The following is a 17,241-nucleotide window of genomic DNA, read 5'->3' on the forward strand; positions in this document are numbered from 1 at the left end:
GGTTCTCCGCGGGCTGGCAGTTCCTCCTGGCGCAAGTGAAAGAGCCGGGCGAGGGTCTTCTCCTCAACTTCTGACGCGGCGGCGCTTCGGCGCCAGCGCAGCCGCACGTCCAGCGTCGCCGACACGCACGCGGACCGCATGCGTCGACTTCACTTCTTCGAGCACGAAGTAGGTCTGCGTGTGACGCACACCGCGCACGTTGACGATCTTGTCGCCGAGCACGCGCCGGTATTCATCCATGTCCTGCACACGAGTCTTGATCAAATAGTCGAAACCACCGGCGACCATGTGACATTCCACGATCTCCTCGACCAGCTGCACGGCTTCCTTGAAGCGCTGAAACACATCCTGTGTGGCGTGATCGAGCGTGACTTCCGTAAACGCCAGCATGGTCTGCCCGAGCCGTTTCGGGTTCAGATGCGCGTAGTAGCCATCGATGAACCCCTCGCGCTCCAGGCGCCGTACCCGCTCGATGCATGGCGTGAGCGTCAGGTTCACGTTGCGCGCCAGCTCGGCGACGGTCAGCCGGCCATCCGCCTGCAACAGCGACAGAATCTGCCGGTCGACCCGGTCCAGCTCGCGCCCCGAGTCGCGGAAAGGAGAATTGCTGCTCATGATGGTCCAGTAGAGTCCACTATTAATGCGCGCTCATTTGGCAGACTATGCTACGAATCTGTCGGTATTGTAGCGCATTATGCTCCGGAGCAGACGGAGCGCACCAGCGAGCCAGCCGGCACGATAACGCCGGCTCAGACAGCACAGATCATCTGCCAACCAGCATGTTCGATCATCCGTCGTTCGATCAGCACGAGCGCATGGTCTTCGCGCACGACGCTGCCATCGGCCTGCGAGCGATCGCGGCCATGCCGCCGGGCCGCGGCAAGACGGGGGTCACGCTCGACGTCGATGGCGCGAAGCTGCATGCGGCCGGCATCTTGTATGCGCCCGACTATGTGATCAACGCAGGTGGCATCATCAGCGTTGGTCGTGACTATCTCGGCGGTGCGACGCTCGAGTCCGTCACCGCGGAGATCCTTCGAATTCCCGTCCGACTTAGGGAAATTTTTGCGCGCTCCAGCGCGACCCATCGTCCCACCAGCGAGTTGGAGGACGAGACGGCGCGCCAGCTGCTCGCGGAGGCTTGATGATGCGATCCCGTTTGCACGTACCGAGGCCGCCGGCTCGTCCCGGCGAAAAGCCGGACTTCAGCTATGTCGCGATATCGCCCGCCGGCGCCGCCGCCCGGCCGGACCCGAATGCGTCGCTGACCGATACGGAATTCCTTTCACGCGACATGGTCCGTGTGCTCGATGACAAGCACCAGGCCGTCGGGCCTTGGAATCCGCATCTCGCGCCGGCTGATCTGGAGCTTGGTTTGCGCCACATGGTGCTGACACGCGTATTCGACGATCGCATGCATCGCGCGCAGCGTCAGGGAAGGACTACCTTCTACATGAAGTCGACTGGCGAAGAAGCCGTGGCCGTCGCGGCGAACATGGCGCTGCATCCGAGCGACATGCTGTTTCCTTCTTACCGCGTACAGGGCCTGCATATCGCCCGCGGCATGAAAATCGTCGACCTGATGTGCCAATTGCTGTCCAACACGCGGGACATGTGTAAAGGCCGTCAGCTACCCGTCATGTATCACTCGGCCGAAGCCAATCTGTTTTCGATCTCAGGCAATCTCGCCACGCAGTTCCCACAGGCCGTGGGCTGGGCGATGGCCGCGGCCATCAAGGGCGAGGATCACATCGCCGCCAGCTGGCTCGGCGACGGCAGCACCGCTGAGGCGGACTTCCATTACGCGCTGCTGTTCGCGCAGATCTACAAAGCACCCGTCATCCTCAACGTGGTGAACAATCAATGGGCGATCTCGACCTTTCAGACTTTTGCCGGCGGTGAAGGCCGCTCGTTCGCCTCGCGCGGACCGGGCTACGGCATGCCTGGCATTCGCGTCGACGGCAACGATTTCCTGGCCGTGTACGCGGTGACCCAGTGGGCCGCCGAGCGCGCCCGCACCGGCGCCGGCCCGACGTTGATCGAGCTGGTGACCTATCGAGCCGCGCCGCACTCGACCAGCGACGATCCGTCGCGCTATCGCCCCAAGGACGAGCACGAGCATTGGCCGCTCGGCGATCCCATCCAGCGCCTGAAGTCGCACCTGATCGCGCTGGGCGAATGGTCCGACGAACGCGACCAGACGCTGCTCAAAGAATGCGAGAAGCAGGTGAGCCAGGCGTGGAAGGAAGCCGTGACCTACGGCACCCTCACCGACGGCCCGCAGCTCGATCCTGAAACCATGTTCGAGGATGTCTTCAAAGAAATGACACCCGCCCTGGCGCGGCAGCGCATGCAGCTGCTGCAGGAACTGAAGGAGCGCGCGCAGAAATGACTCAGATGAACATGATCCAGGCGCTGAACTCCGCCATGGATGTGATGATGGCGCGCGATCCCGGCGTCGTCTTGATGGGCGAGGACGTAGGTTACTTCGGCGGCGTGTTCCGCGTCACCGACGGACTGCAGCGCAAGTATGGCGAGCATCGCGTGCTCGACTCGCCGATCTCCGAGGGCGGCATCGTCGCCACGGCCATCGGCATGAGCGTGAACGGCTTGCGTCCCGTGGCGGAAATCCAGTTCGCCGACTACATCTATCCCGCCTACGACCAGATCGTCAGTGAGCTGGCGCGTATCCGGTATCGCAGCGGCGGCGATTTCTGCGCCCCCGTGACGATTCGCACGCCGTGCGGCGGCGGCATTCGTGGCGGCCAGACGCACTCGCAAAGCCCGGAAGCCATCTTCGCGCATGTCTCCGGCCTGAAAGTCGTGATCCCCTCCAATCCGTACGACGCCAAGGGGCTGTTGATCGCCTCCATCGAGGAAGACGATCCGGTGATCTTCCTGGAGCCCAAGCGGCTCTATAACGGTCCTTTCGACGGCGATCCGAACAAACCGGCGGTAGGCTGGAGCTCACATCCGCGCGGCGATGTTCCCGACGGCCACTATCGCGTCGACCTCGGCGTGGCCGAGGTCGTTCGCCCCGGCAGCCAGCTCACCATCATCACTTACGGCACGATGGTGCACGTGTGCGTCGCCACCGCGGAAAGAGCCGGCGTCGATGCCGAAGTGATCGACCTGCGTTCGATCGTGCCGCTCGATGTGGAAACCATCGTGAGCTCGGTGAAGAAAACCGGCCGCTGCATCGTCGCGCACGAGGCCACGCGCTTCGGTGGCTTCGGCGGCGAAGTCGTGTCCACCATTCAAGAGGAATGTTTCTGGCACCTGGAAGCGCCTGTGCTGCGCGTGGCGGGTTGGGATACGCCCTATCCGCATGCGTTCGAGTGGGAATACTTTCCTGGTCAGGCGCGCGTCATGGCCGCCATTAAAGCAACAATGGAGGCGTCATGAGCCGTCATGTGGTGAAGCTGCCCGATCTCGGTGAAGGCACGACGTCCTCGGAGATCGTGGCCTGGAAGGTCAAGGTCGGCGATCAGATCGGCGAAGACCAGCCCATCGTGGAGATGTCCACCGACAAGGCAGTCGTTGAATTGCCGGCGCCGGTCACAGGCAAAGTCGTGTCGCTCGCCGGCGAGCCAGGCGATCAGATCGCGGTCGGCGCCGAGTTGTACGTGCTCGAAACCGAAGCCGGAGCCTCTGCCGAGGCAGAGTCGGCGGCAGCGCCCGCGCAAGCGCCGGCGGCTAACGGTAAGTCCGCAGCTCAGAGCGCTCCCGAGAAGTCGAGCAGCCCTGCCAGCAACGGCAACGGTGCCGCTCCAGCCCCGAGCAAGTCATCAGGCCGTGTGATGGCATCGCCGGCCACTCGCGCGCGCGCCAAGCAATCGGGCATCGATCTGACGACGGTCACTGGCACAGGCCGCGATGGCCGCATTCAGCGCCAGGATCTCGAGGCTGCGATTCAGGAGCGACAGGTCGGCAAGGCACCGGCCCCAAGAGTTTCTTCCACTGGCCGGCCTGCAGCGCGCACCGGCACGGAGGAGATCCGCATTCTCGGCGTGCGCCGCGTGAGTGCGCAGCGGGTCGCCGACTCGAAGCGAAACATTCCGCACTTCGCTTACGTCGAGGAAGTCGACCTCACCGAGTTGGAGCGGCTGCGCAAACATCTCAATTCGCAGCTGCCCAAGGGCTCGCCTTCATACACCTACCTGCCGTTCCTCGCGATGGCGCTGGTGCGAGTGGTCGAGCAGTTCCCCAAGATCAACTCGCGCTATGACTCGGAGCGCAACGTGCTCGTGCGCCACGAGGGCATTCACGTCGGCATCGCCACTCAAACCAACGACGGACTCAAGGTGCCGGTAGTGCGGCATGCGGAATCCCTGTCCCTGAAGGAGATCGCCGCCGAGATCCGACGCGTTTCCAGCGCGGCACGCGATGGCACGGCGAGCCGCAACGAGTTGCAGGGCTCGACCATTACCATCACCAGCCTGGGCAAGCTCGGCGGCATCGTGTCGACGCCGATCATCAATGCGCCGGAGGTGGCCATCGTGGGCATCAACAAGGCCATAGAGCGGCCGGTGATCGTCAACGGCGCCGTGGCGGTGCGGCTGATGATGAACATCTCCTCCTCGTTCGATCATCGCTTCATCGACGGCTATGATGCCGCCGAGGCCATCCAGGCGCTGAAGGAAAAGCTGGAACAGCCGGCCGCGATCTTCATTCGCGACTGAGATCTGGGCCGGGCCCGGTTGGTCCATTCCCCTAAGAAACAGCGCCGCGGGCCGTGTGATGTTCTTCACACGGCCCGTTGCCGGTCAGCCTGCGGCACTGCGATTCGCGGGCTCCGCTGAGTCGTTTGCGAACAGCTTCTCACCGCGCCCGCCCCCATCAACTTAACATTTCCCGTGCGGGCCCAAGGGTTGGGGCGGGCCCTCTCCTATGGATTCGGCAACAAGCACGATTCGTCAGTTTCTGCTCGAAGCGCAGCGGCGCATTGGCTGCCATGCGGCCGCCTTCACGACGCCATCGCGCGATGCATTCCATTGCCACTGCGACGGGTCGGATGTGCCGCTCGCCATCGGAGCAACCGCCGAAGAGATGCTGAGCGGGATTGCCGATACCTTCCTGATGCAAGCTCGCAATCGCACCGGCGCCGACGCGAGCGCGCCGCTGATTCGCAACAAGGTTCGTTACGAGAACGGCGGCCCGCTCATCGGTCGCTTCCTGGTTGCGCCTGTCCCGGACGCGGCCGGCGACTTGGCCGGTATAGTGATCTTGTTCCGCCCGATGAGCGCGGAGCCGTTCAATCAGGATCATCTGCCAGTGGCCGCTCAGCTGAGCCGCCAGCTCGCTCGCCTGCTGTCGCTGCCAGCCGATTCCATCACCGGACTCATCACGCGCGTCGGCCTCGAGAAGCTGATCGGCTGGCGCTTGGAGTCGCTCGGTGATTCCGAATCGAGCGTGCTCCATGGCGACATCGATCAGTTGCACGTCATCAACAACATCGTAGGCTTCGAAGCCGGCGACCGCGCCATCGCCGCGGTTGCGCATGCGTTGTCGGCGGCGCTGGCCAACGAAGATGCCGTCCTCAGCCGCTTGTCCGGCGACCGCTTCACCATCTTCCTTCCCGATTGTCCGTTGCCGAGAGCGCAGCAGATCGGCGCCCGACTGCGCGATGCCGTGGAGGCTCGATCGCTGACCATCGGCGCTGAAGCAATTCCATTGTCGATCTGTTTCGGGGCGGCACCCCTGCGCCAGGGCGAGCGCAGCTTCGATCACGCGCTCGCCGCCGCCGAGGCCGCCTGCAAAGCGGCCAAGGAGCGCGGACGCAATGGCGTCGAGATCTACCAGGTCTCCGATAGCAGCATCATTCGACGGCGCGACGACATCGCCATCGTCGGGCGGCTGCGCAGCGCGCTCGAACAAGGCCGCTATCAGATCTTCGGCCAGCCGATCGCCTCGCTACTGACCCCGGACTCCGTGCACCGCTACGAGATGCTGTTGCGGATCATCGACGAGAAGGGCCGGCTGGTGTTGCCGGCGAGCTTCATGGCCTCCGCCAACCGCTATCAGCTGTTGCCGCAGATCGACCGCTGCGTCATCAGCGACGTGCTCAAACATCTGCGCGCGGCCAGCGCACACCCCGGCTACAAGCCGTTACACGTCTCGATCAATCTCTCGGGCGCGACCCTCGGTGACGATGGCTTTCTCGATTGGCTGCAGGCGCAGCTCGACCAGAGTGGCATCGACGGCGCGACACTGACCTTCGAGCTCACCGAAACGGCCGCGGTCAGCAACATGGAACATGCCCGGACATTGATGAGCACTCTGGGCGCGCGTGGTTGCCGCTTCGCCCTCGATGACTTCGGCACTGGACTGAGCTCGCTTACGCACCTGAAGAACCTGCAATTCTCGTCGTTGAAGATCGACGGCTCGTTCATTCGCGACCTCATGCATAACGAGCGCTCGCAATCCCTGGTCCGCGCGGTCGCGCAACTCGCCAGCGCCATGGACATGGAAACCATCGCCGAATACGTCGAGACTCCGGAAATCTGCATGCGCCTGATCGAGCTGGAGGTCGAATACGGCCAGGGCTACGCCATCGGCAAACCTCGTCCCCTCAACGGCATCCTCGCGCCCACGGCCGGTTTGTTGCACGCCAGCTGACAAAACAAACGTCGACGGCCGCCGCGCCGCGCTATCATGTTGGGCCTCACACTCAACGCGCGTGCACGACCATGCCCTGGCCCGAACCCGTCACTCTGCTCGGCGAACACGTCACCCTGGAACCGCTGACTCACGCAAGGCACGACGAGCTGGTCGAGGCGGTGCGCGACGGCGAGTTGTGGAACCTGTGGTACACGTTCGTTCCAGCGCCGGACAAGATGCGAGCCGAAATCGACAAGCGGCTGGAACAGCAAAGCAAAGGATCGATGCTGCCCTTCACGGTGGTGGCGGCCAGGAGCGGCAAGGCCGTCGGCATGACGACTTACATGAACATCGACGCCGAGCAGCACCGCGTGGAAATCGGTTCAACCTGGTATCGCAAGAGCGTGCAGCGCACGGCCCTCAACACCGAGTGCAAGCTGATGCTGCTTGCACACGCGTTCGACGAGCTCGACTGCATCGCGGTCGAGTTCCGCACGCACTTCCTGAATCATCAAAGCCGGCGCGCCATCGAACGGCTGGGGGCCAGGCTCGATGGCGTGCTGCGCAATCATCGCCGTGCCAGCGACGGTACGGTGCGAGATACCTGCGTTTACAGCATCATAGCCAGCGAATGGCCGGCCGTGCGCTCGCACCTGCGCCACCAGCTCAGTCGCCAGCGCTAGATTTCCTGCAGATCCGCCAGGAAGCGCGCGCGACGCTCGACGTAGATATGCGCGCTCTTCAGCAGCGTCTCCACATCTTCATCCGAGAGCACGCGAACCACGCGTGCCGGAGCGCCGACGATCAGCGAGCGATCGGGAAAGACCTTGCGCTCGGTGATGACGGCACCCGCGCCTACCAGGCAACTCTTGCCGATGACGGCACCGTTCAGGATCACGGCTTGAATACCGATCAATGAGCCATCGCCGATGGTGCATCCGTGCAGCATCGCCTGATGGCCAACGGTGACGTTCTCTCCGACCGTCAAAGGAATTCCCGGGTCGGTATGCAAGACCGCGCCTTCCTGCACATTGGAGTTGCGTCCGATGGTAATGGTGTCGTTGTCGCCGCGAATCGTGGCGCCGAACCAGATGCTGGCGTTTTCCGACAGCACCACGCGGCCAATCACGCTTGCGCCGGGCGCGATGAACACGCTCTGGTGCACGGAAGGAACATGCTCGCCCAATCGATACAAAGGCATGGAAACTCCAGACAACTTCGTTCTCGCTGCGCACGCATTCTAACCCGCCGCCAGCGAAATGCCCGCATTCGCAAGGTCGCTGGCTGCCGGGCTAAAGGAACTCCAGCGCCGTCCCGCCTCTTGAAGCGATGTATCGGTTGCCGGTGGGCTCAGTCATGCGTGCAAGATCTGCCCTCGCCTCGTCCATTCACTCGTTGCTCGCAACCACCTGCATTGCAAGCCCCGCGCTCGCCTCGGAAGTCACCTCGCAGATGACGGCCGATCAAGGCTACGGCCCGCACCCGCACTTGCCGGCACCCGAGAAATCACTGATTCCGACGGTGGCAGTGGCAGAAGCCAAGCCGTGGCAGGCGGATGAAGCGCCGACACCGGCGAGGGGATTGGCGGTGTCGCGCTTCGCGTGCGGCCTCGATCATCCGCGCTGGCTGTACGTGCTGCCCAATGGCGATGTCCTGGTCGCGGAAACGAATGCGCCCGAGCGCCCCGACGACAACAAAGGCATCAAGGCTTACTTCAAGGGAAAAATGATGAAAAAAGCCGGCGCACAGACGCCGAGCGCCAATCGCATCACTCTGCTGCGCGACGCCAATAGTGACGGCACACCTGAAGTGCGCACACGCTTCATCGAGAACTTGAGATCGCCGTTCGGCATGGCGCTGGTCGACAATCGCTTCTATGTAGCGAACACCGACGCGGTGCTGCGCTTCGACTATCAGGAGGGCAGCACCGAAATCAAACAACCCGGCGTCAAGCTGACCGACCTGCCCGCCGGCACGCTCAATCATCATTGGACCAAGAACCTGATCGCCAGCCCCACCGGCGATAAGCTCTATGCCACCGTCGGCTCGAACAGCAACGTTGCCGAGAACGGCATCGAGGCGGAAGAGCGGCGCGCCGCCATTCTCGAAATCGACGCAGCCACCGGCACGAGCCGCGTCTTCGCCTCCGGCCTGCGCAATCCCAACGGCATGGCCTGGCAGCCGCAATCCGGTGTGTTGTGGACCGTCGTAAACGAGCGAGACGAGATCGGCCCCAACCTCGTGCCCGACTATCTGACTTCGGTGCAGGAAGGCGGCTTCTATGGCTGGCCCTACAGCTACTACGGCCAGCACGTCGACGACCGTGTCGAGCCGCAGCGTCCCGACCTGGTCGCCAAAGCCATCGTCCCCGACTACGCGCTTGGCTCGCACACCGCCGCGCTGGGGTTGGTGTTCTACGAAGGCGACCTGCTGCCTGAAAAATATCGCAATGGCGCGTTCATCGGTCTGCATGGCTCGTGGAATCGCAAGCCGCGCAGCGGCTACAAAGTCATTTTCGTTTCCTTCGCCAATGGCAGGCCGATCGGGTTGCCCGAAGACGTGCTGACCGGGTTCCTCAGCAGCGAAGGCGCGGCGCGCGGCCGACCGGTCGGCGTCGCGGTCGGCCATGATGGCGCACTGCTGGTCGCCGATGATGTCGGCAACTGTGTGTGGCGGGTTACGCCGGCTGACTCGCAGGTGAGCCAAGCCGCAGACGCATCTGCTTCCGCAGCAAAGTGAAGCTGAGCGCAGTCTGCACGGCGCTGGCCGCGATCGACAGGTACCACACGTGCTCGATCTTGTAACCGGGCCGTGCCGTGACCCACATCAGCGGCAACGCGTAAACGACGATTCGTGATGCCGAACTGAGCAGCGCGGGCACTGTATTCCCAAGCGCCTGGAACACGCCGGAGCAGGTAAAGATCAATGCGCTCATGACGAAGTTCCAAGAGATCAGGTGCAGGAACAGCGCGCCGACGCGGATCACCTCGAGGTCTTTGGTAAAGAACGACACCAGGGCTTCGGGTTGCCACTGACACAGCACCATGAGCACCAGCATGACGCTCACGGATTGGGTCGCCGCCACACGAAACGTCTCGCGCACCCGCTCCGGGCGCCTGGCGCCGAAGTTCTGGCCTGCGATTGGCGCGACCACAAAGGCAATGGCCATGGCAGGCAGAAAGATACCCTGCATGATCCGAGTGCCGATACCGAAGCCTGCCTGGGCCGCGGCACCGAAGTCGCGGATCGCCCAATACGTAAGGCCGGTATAGACGAACAACAGGGCGAACTCGCCACCGGCGGGCAAGCCGATGGTGAACATCCGCTTCCACACCGCCAGCCGCGGCTGCCATTGCTCGGGATGGAACGACACGTACTTTTCCAGCCGGAAGAAATAGATCGAGAGCAACGCCACGCCGACCACGATGGCGATGGTGCTCGCCAGACCGGCTCCGGCAACGCCCAGCGGGCGGCCCGTTCCCCAACCAGCAATGAGCACCGGCGCGAGCGCGGTGTTGATCAGCACCGTCAGCACCTGCACGATCATGGTCGGCTTGACGATGCCGGTGCCGCGCAGCGCCGACGCCATCGCCACCATGGCGAATTGCAGCGCCACGCCCGGGAGGAACCAGAACAGATAGGCACGCCCGTACGCAATCGTTTGCTCATCTGCCGCCACCAGGCGCAGATAGGGGTTCGTCATCCAGTATCCGCCCACCAGCGCGATCAGGCCGGAGAGGGCCGCGATGAGCAATGATTGATTGAACACCAGGTTGGCGTCCTGCTGATCCTTCCGGCCCACCGCGTGCGAAATCAGCGCGACGGTACCGACGCCCAGCACCTGGGTGAGCGCCACGACGATGAACATGATGTTGCCCGCCGCGCTCACACCGGCGACCGGGGCATCGCCCAGTTCCGCCACGAAATACAGATCGACGAAAAAATACAGGGTCTGGAACAGCATGCCCGCCGCCGTGGGCACCGCGAGCGAGATCACGTGCCCGGCAATCGAGCCTTGAGTCAAATCTTTCATGAGTGAACGGTCAGGGCCGGCCGGTCCGGGCCGACCACAGGTCAAGAAGACTGGGAAGTGGGCTATTGTGCTTGAAGTCGCCCCTGCCAGGCGCAAAATCGTGTGCAATCATGAGCTCTTCCCCTTCCTCCCCAGCAAGCGACCGCGTCCACCTGGTGTGTGGACACTGCGATGCCATCGTGCGCATTCCCGCCGACCGCCTTGACCAGGGGCCCAAATGTCCCAAATGTCACCAGCCGCTGTTCGAGGGCCGGCCCCTGGAATTGAGGACGGCCTCGTTCGACCGCCACGCCAGCCGCAACGATCTGCCACTGATCGTGGATTTTTGGGCGCCCTGGTGCGGTCCCTGCAAGATGATGGCGCCCCACTTCGAGGAAGCGGCGCGGCGTCTGCGGCTCCGGGCGCGCTTCGCCAAGGTGAACTCGGATAGCGAGCCCTCGCTGTCGGCGCGTTTCGGGATTCGAGGCATCCCGACCCTGATTGCATTCAAGCAAGGCCGCGAGATCGCCCGTCAATCGGGCGCGATGGATCTCGGCAGCCTGCTCCAATGGCTGCAACAGGTGCTTTGACTGCGACGGGCACATCCTTGCGCCCGTGTCATGCCTGATATATCCCCGGCCCGCCCGCGCTCCGTAACCCAGCGACGAATGCATCCGAACGCTGGCGCGTTGCCGAATATGCCGGCAGGAGCGCAGTCGCTCTCTCGCGACGAACCAGAAGTGACTCGTGACTGATGAATGGTGAATGGTCAGAACATGCATCCCGGCCGCCCCAGGCCTGAACGAAGCCGATCTGAGCAGTCATCAGTCATCAATCACCAGTCACTTCCCGAGAGGATTCATGAGATCGACCAGAACATCCGCCGCCTGGGCCGCGATGGCGATGACCACATCGCTATTGGCTGTGACGATCGTCGGCGCGCACCCGCATGCCATCGACGATGCTCCAGAAGGCCGCAACCTCGCGATATCGGGGGAGCAAACCGGACTCACCACGCCGCATCCGGATACGAGCGGCCCCATCGCTGCCGATGTTTCTCACATCGCGGTGATGCCGCGCCCGTGACGATTTCGTGAATCCGCAGCCACTGTCCTGATCGAATTCGTATTCGTCGACAAACATCGTTTTTCCCGGAAGCCATCGTCGCGGGGCTCGCGGCGGTGGCTCTTTTTTTTGCCGACGATCGTGCGCTGCCTGAACGGTTGCCTGAACGTCTGGCTGAACGTCTGGCTGAACGGGACGCTATCGGTAACAATCGCCGCGGGCAAAGAACATCAAGGACCGCCATGCGCACCCGCTTGCTGACGACTCTGCTGGTCACGGTGTTGAGCACCGTCACCTATGCCGACACGCCGCAACCGCAAAGCTGGATTGCCGCGAACGGCGCTGGAGCCCAGATCAGCGCTGCCAGCACGGTTTCCAGGGAACGCCTCGCCCGCATCGACTCGCTGATGCAGCAGTACATCGATGAAAATCTCATCGCCGGCGCGGTCGCTCTGATCCTGCAGAACGGCCAGCCCGTGTATCAGCAGGCCGCCGGCTGGGCGGACAAGGAAGCCGGCACGCGCATGAGCCACGATACGATCTTTCGCATCGCTTCCCAGACCAAGGCGCTCACCAGCGTCGCCATCCTGCAATTGCAGGAGCAAGGCAAGCTGCTGGTCACCGACCCGGTCAGCAAATTCATTCCCGAGTTCGCCACGACCACCGTGTTGGAAAAGAACGATGCCGGCGGCCGCACCGTCCCGGCAAAGCGGCCCATCACGTTGCGCGACTTGCTGACGCACACCGCCGGCATCTCCTATGGCACGGAACCTCGGGTGGCGGCGCTGTACGCCGAGAAGGGACTCGGTCCCAACGCAGGCAATGGCTGGTACACCGCCGACAAGAACGAACGGACTTGCACGACCATGGAAAGACTCGCGTCCGTGCCGTTCGTGGCACAGCCTGGCGAGTCGTTCGTGTACGGCTACAACACCGACATTCTCGGTTGCGTCGTCGAGCGGGCATCGGGCCTGCCGCTGGACGAATATTTCCGCACTAACATCACTCAGCCACTGGGCATGAAGGACACGAATTTCTTCTTGCCGAAAGATCAGCGCCGCCGTCTGGCCGCCGTGTACGCCACCGGCCCCAACGGCAAGATCGTACGCGCACCAGATGACTCGAAGGGGCAAGGTCACTACGTTGAAGGCCCCCGCAGGAATTTCGCGGGTGGCGCAGGCTTGCTCTCTACTGCGAGCGACTATGCTCGCTTTCTCGAAGCGCTCCGTAACGGCGGCGCTCTGTCCGGCACGCGCATCCTCTCACCCCGCAGCGTCGCACTGATGACTACCGATCAGATCGGCGATCTCTACAAGACCGGCATGGGCTTCGGCTACGGTTTCGAAGTCGTGGAGAAATATGGCGCCAGCGGCCTGGAAGCCCCCGGTTCGTTCGGTTGGGGCGGCGCCTATGGCACCAGTTATCGCGTCGACCCGAGCTCGGGCCTGGTGGTGGTGCTGATGCTCCAGCTCATGCCCAACAAGACCGACTTTCGCGAGAAGTTCGCGAACCTCGTGTATCAATCGCTACTGATCGAATAAGAAAGAAGTGACTGGTGACCAATGAACGATGAATAGTCAGAAGAGGATTTCTTCGCCTCCGGTTCCGACCCTTCATCAGTCACCATTCATCAGTCACTTCTCTCTCAATCCGTGAACAACGTGAGCAACGAGAGCAAGACAGACGCCTGCGCCAGCGTGGGGGCGCCTTTTTCCCGCCGCACGGCCTGCAGCGTTGCGGAGAAGCCCTCGGCGAGATCCACTTTCGGCTGCCACCCGAGCACGCTCTGCGCCCGGCTCGAATCAAAGGCCGCATCGTTCAAATAGAAATCCATGCGGCGGCGGTAGATCGGCGGCTGGATCTTCAGCACCTTGCAGGTGTCTTCCACCACCGCCGCCAGCGCCAGCATGGGTTTCAACGGCAGGCTGGGCCCGAATGCCGGACGATTCGCGACCTGCGCGATCGTTTGTAACATCTCGCGCAACGGCACAGCCTTCGGTCCAGCGACGATCAATTCCTGATTCGCCGCAGATGCCGCCGTACACGCGCGCAGAAACGCATCCGCGAGATCCGTGACATAGATCAGGTGCCGCCGCCCATCGCCGCGCCCGAACAATGGGAAACGGCCTTTTGCCGCCGAACGGAATAATTTCAACAGCCGTTCGTCACGCGGCCCATACACGGCAGTGGGCCGCAGGATGACGTACTCCATGCCCGCGCCGCTGGCGATCTCGCGCACCCTTTCATCCGCCGCGAGTTTGCTGCGCTCGTAGCTGTTCCAGGGCCGGATCGGTGTTCGCTCGTCGATAGTGCCGGCAACTCGCTGACCGTAGATGCCCGCCGTGCCACAATGAACGAATCGTTTGACTCCAGCGGCTACCGCCGCGCGTGCCACGTTCGCAGTGCCTTCGACATTCATGCGCTCGAAGTACGCCTCGTCCGCGCCGGACTCGCGAAACGCAGCAGCGAAATGACAGACGCAGTCCGCGCCGCTCAATGCGTCGGCGAATGTTTCAGGCTTCAGTATGTCGCCACGTCGCAGACTCGCGCCGCGGTTGCGAAGTTGCTCGATGCTGACCTGGTGTTTTGGCCCATCGCTGCGATAGAGCCCGGCGACGTCGTGACCCTCTGCCAAGGCGCGCTCGACGAAGTGCGCACCGATGAAGCCGCTGGCGCCAGTCACGAACATCCGCATATGCAGCCGCCGGTCGTTAGATACACATGGAAAAATTTATACGCGACCCATGCAAATGCATGAGTCCGTGTACTCGTTCCCTACCGCTGCCGAAAATGTCGGCAGCGGTCGTCTTTGTCGGTGCGTAGCAACACGCGTGCAATTGCCATTTGATCGAGATGGTATTAAAACCAATGGCACTTAGTTAGCGCCCTGCAGTGGTTGGTGGTTGGTGGTTGGCGGTTAGCGGTTAGGGCAGAACGGAGGCCAGGATTTAGCTCATTTCTGGCTAACCGCTATCCGCTATCCGCTGCGACAAAGACGGTTAACTAAGCACCATTGGTATTAAACCGAATTCTTGTCCACCGCAGGGAGACCGTCATGGATCGCGACTACTGGCCGCGTCTTGCTGGCAGAGCGTTGGTGAGTTTGCCCCTGATCTTGCTGACTCCAGCCGCGCCCGCGCAGGAAGGTGCCGGCGGTGGCAGCGGCGAGATCGAGCAGATCGTCGTCACCGGAACGCGCGTGGCGAATCGCTCTGCCTTGGATACTGCCGTTCCCGTCGATGTCGTCAGCGGCGAGCAACTGCAGAACCTCGGCGTCACCGAAGTGAGCCAGGCTCTGTCCGTCACGGTGCCTTCATTCAATTTTCCTCGCCCTGGCTTGAGCGACGGCACCGATACGGTACGTCCAGCGACATTGCGCGGTCTCGCACCGGACCAGACACTCGTGCTGGTGAATGGCAAACGCCGCCATCAAGCCGCGCTGGTGAACATCAACAACAGCATCGGCCGCGGCTCCACGGCAGTGGATCTCAACACGATTCCCAATGCGATCATCCAGTCCGTGGAAGTGTTACGCGACGGCGCCTCGGCTCAGTACGGTTCCGATGCCATCGCCGGTGTCATCAATTTGCGGCTCAAGACCAACAACGATGGCGGTGACGGGACGGTCACATACGGCTGGAGAGAAACCAGCTATGACGTGCTGGTGGGCGCTGTCACCGCACCCAATGCCACGTGGTCCGCACCGTCGCGACTGAGCCGCGACAGGTCCGATGGCGAAACACTCACCGTGTCTGCCTGGAAAGGTCTGCCGATCGGCACGACGGGCTCGGTAGTCATCGCCGCGGAGTACAAGGATCAGGAGCACACGGAGCGCGGCGGCTACGACATACGTCAGCAGTATCCTCTGGTGAACGGCGCCTACGATCCGCGAGAAACCACTTTCAACCGCTTCAACTCGTGGTACGGCGAACCGGAGATCGAGCAGAAGACGCTGTTCGTGAACGCGGAATACCAGGTCGCAAGCGGTGCCACGATGTATGGCTGGGCGAGCTACCAGGATCGCGACGCGCTGTCGGCCGGCTTTTATCGCATTGCCAACGATGCTCGCAACACGATCGAGATCTATCCCGACGGCTTCCTGCCGTTGATTGCGCCGGAAGTGATCGACCTGTCGGCGGCGTTCGGCGTGAACTGGCAGCTCGGGCCGTGGCAGATGGATTCGTCGCTGAGCTACGGGCGCAACGAAATGGACTACACGGTGAAACATTCGCTGAACCGCTCGCTCGGCCCGGCCAGCAAGACCTCGTTCGATTCCGGCGGCTTCGATTACGACCAGCTGACATTGAACGTGGCCGGCGTGCGCACTGTCGAGGTCGGGCTGGCCTCGCCGCTCAACATCGCGATCGGCGTGGAAGCGCGGCGGGAAACCTTCAGCATTCACGCCGGCGAGCCCGACTCGTATCGCAACGGCGGCGTGCTGCTGCCGGACGGATCGCCGACACAATCCGGCGCGCAGGTACTCCCCGGCTTTCGCCCGGCGAATGAAGTGGACGAAGACCGCACGGCGGTCGGCGCGTATATCGATCTGGAAGCGAATGTCACCGAGCAACTGCTGGCGTCGGTGGCGCTCCGTGGCGAGAGCTATTCGGACTTCGGCGAGAATCTCGCCGGCAAGCTGTCGTTGCGCTATGACTTCACCGAGAGCTTCGCGCTGCGCGCCTCGGTCCAGAACGGATTCAAGGCGCCGTCATTGCAGCAACAGTACTTCTCGACCACGTCGACCAACTTCATCGGCGGCATTCCATACGATATCGCCACCTTCCCGGTACACGACCCGGCCGCCAGAGCCCTGGGCGCGCAGCCACTCGACGCGGAAGAATCGTTGAACTACTCGTTGGGCGCGGTCGCGCGCCTCGGCGGCCTGACACTCACCATCGACGCCTATCGCATCGACATCGACGATCGCATCGTGCTGTCGGAGAACCTCACTTCCAGCGACGTGGTGGACTATCTCACCAGCCTCGGTTTCGTCGGTATCGGTGGCGGACGCTTTTTCATCAACGGTGTGGACACCGAGACCGAAGGCGTCGACATCATGCTCAGCTATCCGTGGTCGACCGACGCTCTCGGGCAGTTCGATTTCATAGTGACTGCGAACTTCAACTCGACCGATGTCACTCGCGTGCCGACCACACCGCAACTCTCGGCATTGCCGACCCCGCCAATCCTGTTCAATCGTTTCAACGTACTGAGCTACGAGGAGGGAACGCCGAAAGACAAGTACACGGCGGCGATCAACTGGACACTGAGCGGCTGGGGCGCGACGCTGCGAGCGACGCGCTACGGTGAAGTTCTCTCGCCGGATCCCAATCCCGCGCTGGACTTCACCCTCTCACCCACGACCCTGGTGGACCTGGAGGCACGCCTGTCGATCACCGACAGGATCAAAGTAGCCCTCGGCGCCGACAACATTACCGACGAGTATCCGGATCCGCTGCCGCCGGCGAACAATCTCACCGGCACGCAATCGTTCTCCAACTACTCGCCGTTCGGCCGCTCCGGACGGTTCGTCTATGGACGCCTGAGCTACACCTTCTGAGCCT

The 17,241-nt window shown here is 62.7% G+C and carries 15 protein-coding genes; 11 read left to right on the plus strand and 4 right to left on the minus strand.

Annotation, left to right across the window (positions count from 1 at the left end; genetic code table 11):
• Positions 1-63 precede the first annotated feature (63 nt).
• Entirely contained in the window at positions 64-615 is a 552-nt protein-coding gene (locus VGE08_RS15615) for an Lrp/AsnC ligand binding domain-containing protein (RefSeq protein ID WP_331068836.1), read from the minus strand.
• Between the two features lie 164 nt (positions 616-779).
• On the opposite strand from VGE08_RS15615, the gene VGE08_RS15620 reads away from it, so the two are divergent.
• The 6 genes from VGE08_RS15620 (at position 780) to VGE08_RS15645 (ending at position 7,283) form a co-directional block, all read left to right on the plus strand.
• Positions 780-1,145: a hypothetical protein gene (locus tag VGE08_RS15620; protein WP_331068837.1), complete on the plus strand. Its 366-nt coding sequence runs from the start codon at positions 780-782 to the stop codon at positions 1,143-1,145.
• 2 nt (positions 1,146-1,147) lie between these two features.
• Positions 1,148-2,392: a thiamine pyrophosphate-dependent enzyme gene (locus tag VGE08_RS15625; protein ID WP_331068838.1), complete on the plus strand. Its 1,245-nt coding sequence runs from the start codon at positions 1,148-1,150 to the stop codon at positions 2,390-2,392.
• Complete coding sequence (locus tag VGE08_RS15630; RefSeq protein ID WP_331068839.1) at positions 2,389-3,405, plus strand: alpha-ketoacid dehydrogenase subunit beta; 1,017 nt, start codon at positions 2,389-2,391, stop codon at positions 3,403-3,405. Before VGE08_RS15625 ends, VGE08_RS15630 begins: the two co-directional genes overlap by 4 nt.
• Positions 3,402-4,682, plus strand: a complete 1,281-nt coding sequence (locus VGE08_RS15635) for a dihydrolipoamide acetyltransferase family protein (RefSeq protein WP_331068840.1) — start codon at positions 3,402-3,404, stop codon at positions 4,680-4,682. Before VGE08_RS15630 ends, VGE08_RS15635 begins: the two co-directional genes overlap by 4 nt.
• A 208-nt stretch (positions 4,683-4,890) precedes the next feature.
• Positions 4,891-6,618 (plus strand): GGDEF domain-containing phosphodiesterase, encoded by a 1,728-nt coding sequence (locus VGE08_RS15640; protein WP_331068841.1) that lies wholly within the window; start codon positions 4,891-4,893, stop codon positions 6,616-6,618.
• Positions 6,619-6,689: 71 nt separating this feature from the next.
• Positions 6,690-7,283, plus strand: a complete 594-nt coding sequence (locus tag VGE08_RS15645) for a GNAT family protein (protein WP_331068842.1) — start codon at positions 6,690-6,692, stop codon at positions 7,281-7,283.
• Here the strand turns inward: VGE08_RS15645 and VGE08_RS15650 are convergent.
• Positions 7,280-7,801, minus strand: coding sequence for a gamma carbonic anhydrase family protein (locus tag VGE08_RS15650; RefSeq protein ID WP_331068843.1), 522 nt, complete (start codon positions 7,799-7,801; stop codon positions 7,280-7,282). The two genes, VGE08_RS15645 and VGE08_RS15650, sit on opposite strands and share 4 nt — an antisense overlap.
• 155 nt (positions 7,802-7,956) lie before the next feature.
• Between VGE08_RS15650 and VGE08_RS15655 the strand changes: the two genes are divergently transcribed.
• A complete protein-coding gene (locus VGE08_RS15655; RefSeq protein WP_331068844.1) occupies positions 7,957-9,339 on the plus strand; it encodes a sorbosone dehydrogenase family protein in 1,383 nt (460 codons plus the stop codon).
• Here VGE08_RS15655 and VGE08_RS15660 read toward each other — a convergent pair.
• Entirely contained in the window at positions 9,278-10,633 is a 1,356-nt protein-coding gene (locus tag VGE08_RS15660; RefSeq protein WP_331068845.1) for an MATE family efflux transporter, read from the minus strand. The genes VGE08_RS15655 and VGE08_RS15660 overlap by 62 nt on opposite strands.
• Before the next feature lie 110 nt (positions 10,634-10,743).
• Here VGE08_RS15660 and trxC point away from each other — a divergent pair, with 110 nt between their 5' ends.
• From trxC to VGE08_RS15675, 3 genes are all read left to right on the plus strand, one after another.
• Positions 10,744-11,202 carry a thioredoxin TrxC gene (gene trxC / locus VGE08_RS15665; protein ID WP_331068846.1) on the plus strand — a complete coding sequence of 153 codons (459 nt, stop codon included), beginning with the start codon at positions 10,744-10,746 and terminating at the stop codon, positions 11,200-11,202.
• Positions 11,203-11,473: 271 nt separating this feature from the next.
• Positions 11,474-11,698, plus strand: coding sequence for a hypothetical protein (locus VGE08_RS15670; RefSeq protein ID WP_331068847.1), 225 nt, complete (start codon positions 11,474-11,476; stop codon positions 11,696-11,698).
• Positions 11,699-11,919: 221 nt separating this feature from the next.
• Positions 11,920-13,218 (plus strand): serine hydrolase domain-containing protein, encoded by a 1,299-nt coding sequence (locus VGE08_RS15675; RefSeq protein ID WP_331068848.1) that lies wholly within the window; start codon positions 11,920-11,922, stop codon positions 13,216-13,218.
• 104 nt (positions 13,219-13,322) lie between these two features.
• Here VGE08_RS15675 and VGE08_RS15680 read toward each other — a convergent pair whose 3' ends face one another.
• Complete coding sequence (locus VGE08_RS15680; RefSeq protein WP_331068849.1) at positions 13,323-14,366, minus strand: NAD(P)-dependent oxidoreductase; 1,044 nt, start codon at positions 14,364-14,366, stop codon at positions 13,323-13,325.
• A 366-nt stretch (positions 14,367-14,732) separates the two neighbouring features.
• On the opposite strand from VGE08_RS15680, the gene VGE08_RS15685 reads away from it, so the two are divergent.
• Entirely contained in the window at positions 14,733-17,237 is a 2,505-nt protein-coding gene (locus tag VGE08_RS15685) for a TonB-dependent receptor (RefSeq protein ID WP_331068850.1), read from the plus strand.
• Positions 17,238-17,241 lie beyond the last annotated feature (4 nt).

It is taken from the genome of Steroidobacter sp., assembly GCF_036406195.1.
GTDB lineage: Bacteria > Pseudomonadota > Gammaproteobacteria > Steroidobacterales > Steroidobacteraceae > Steroidobacter.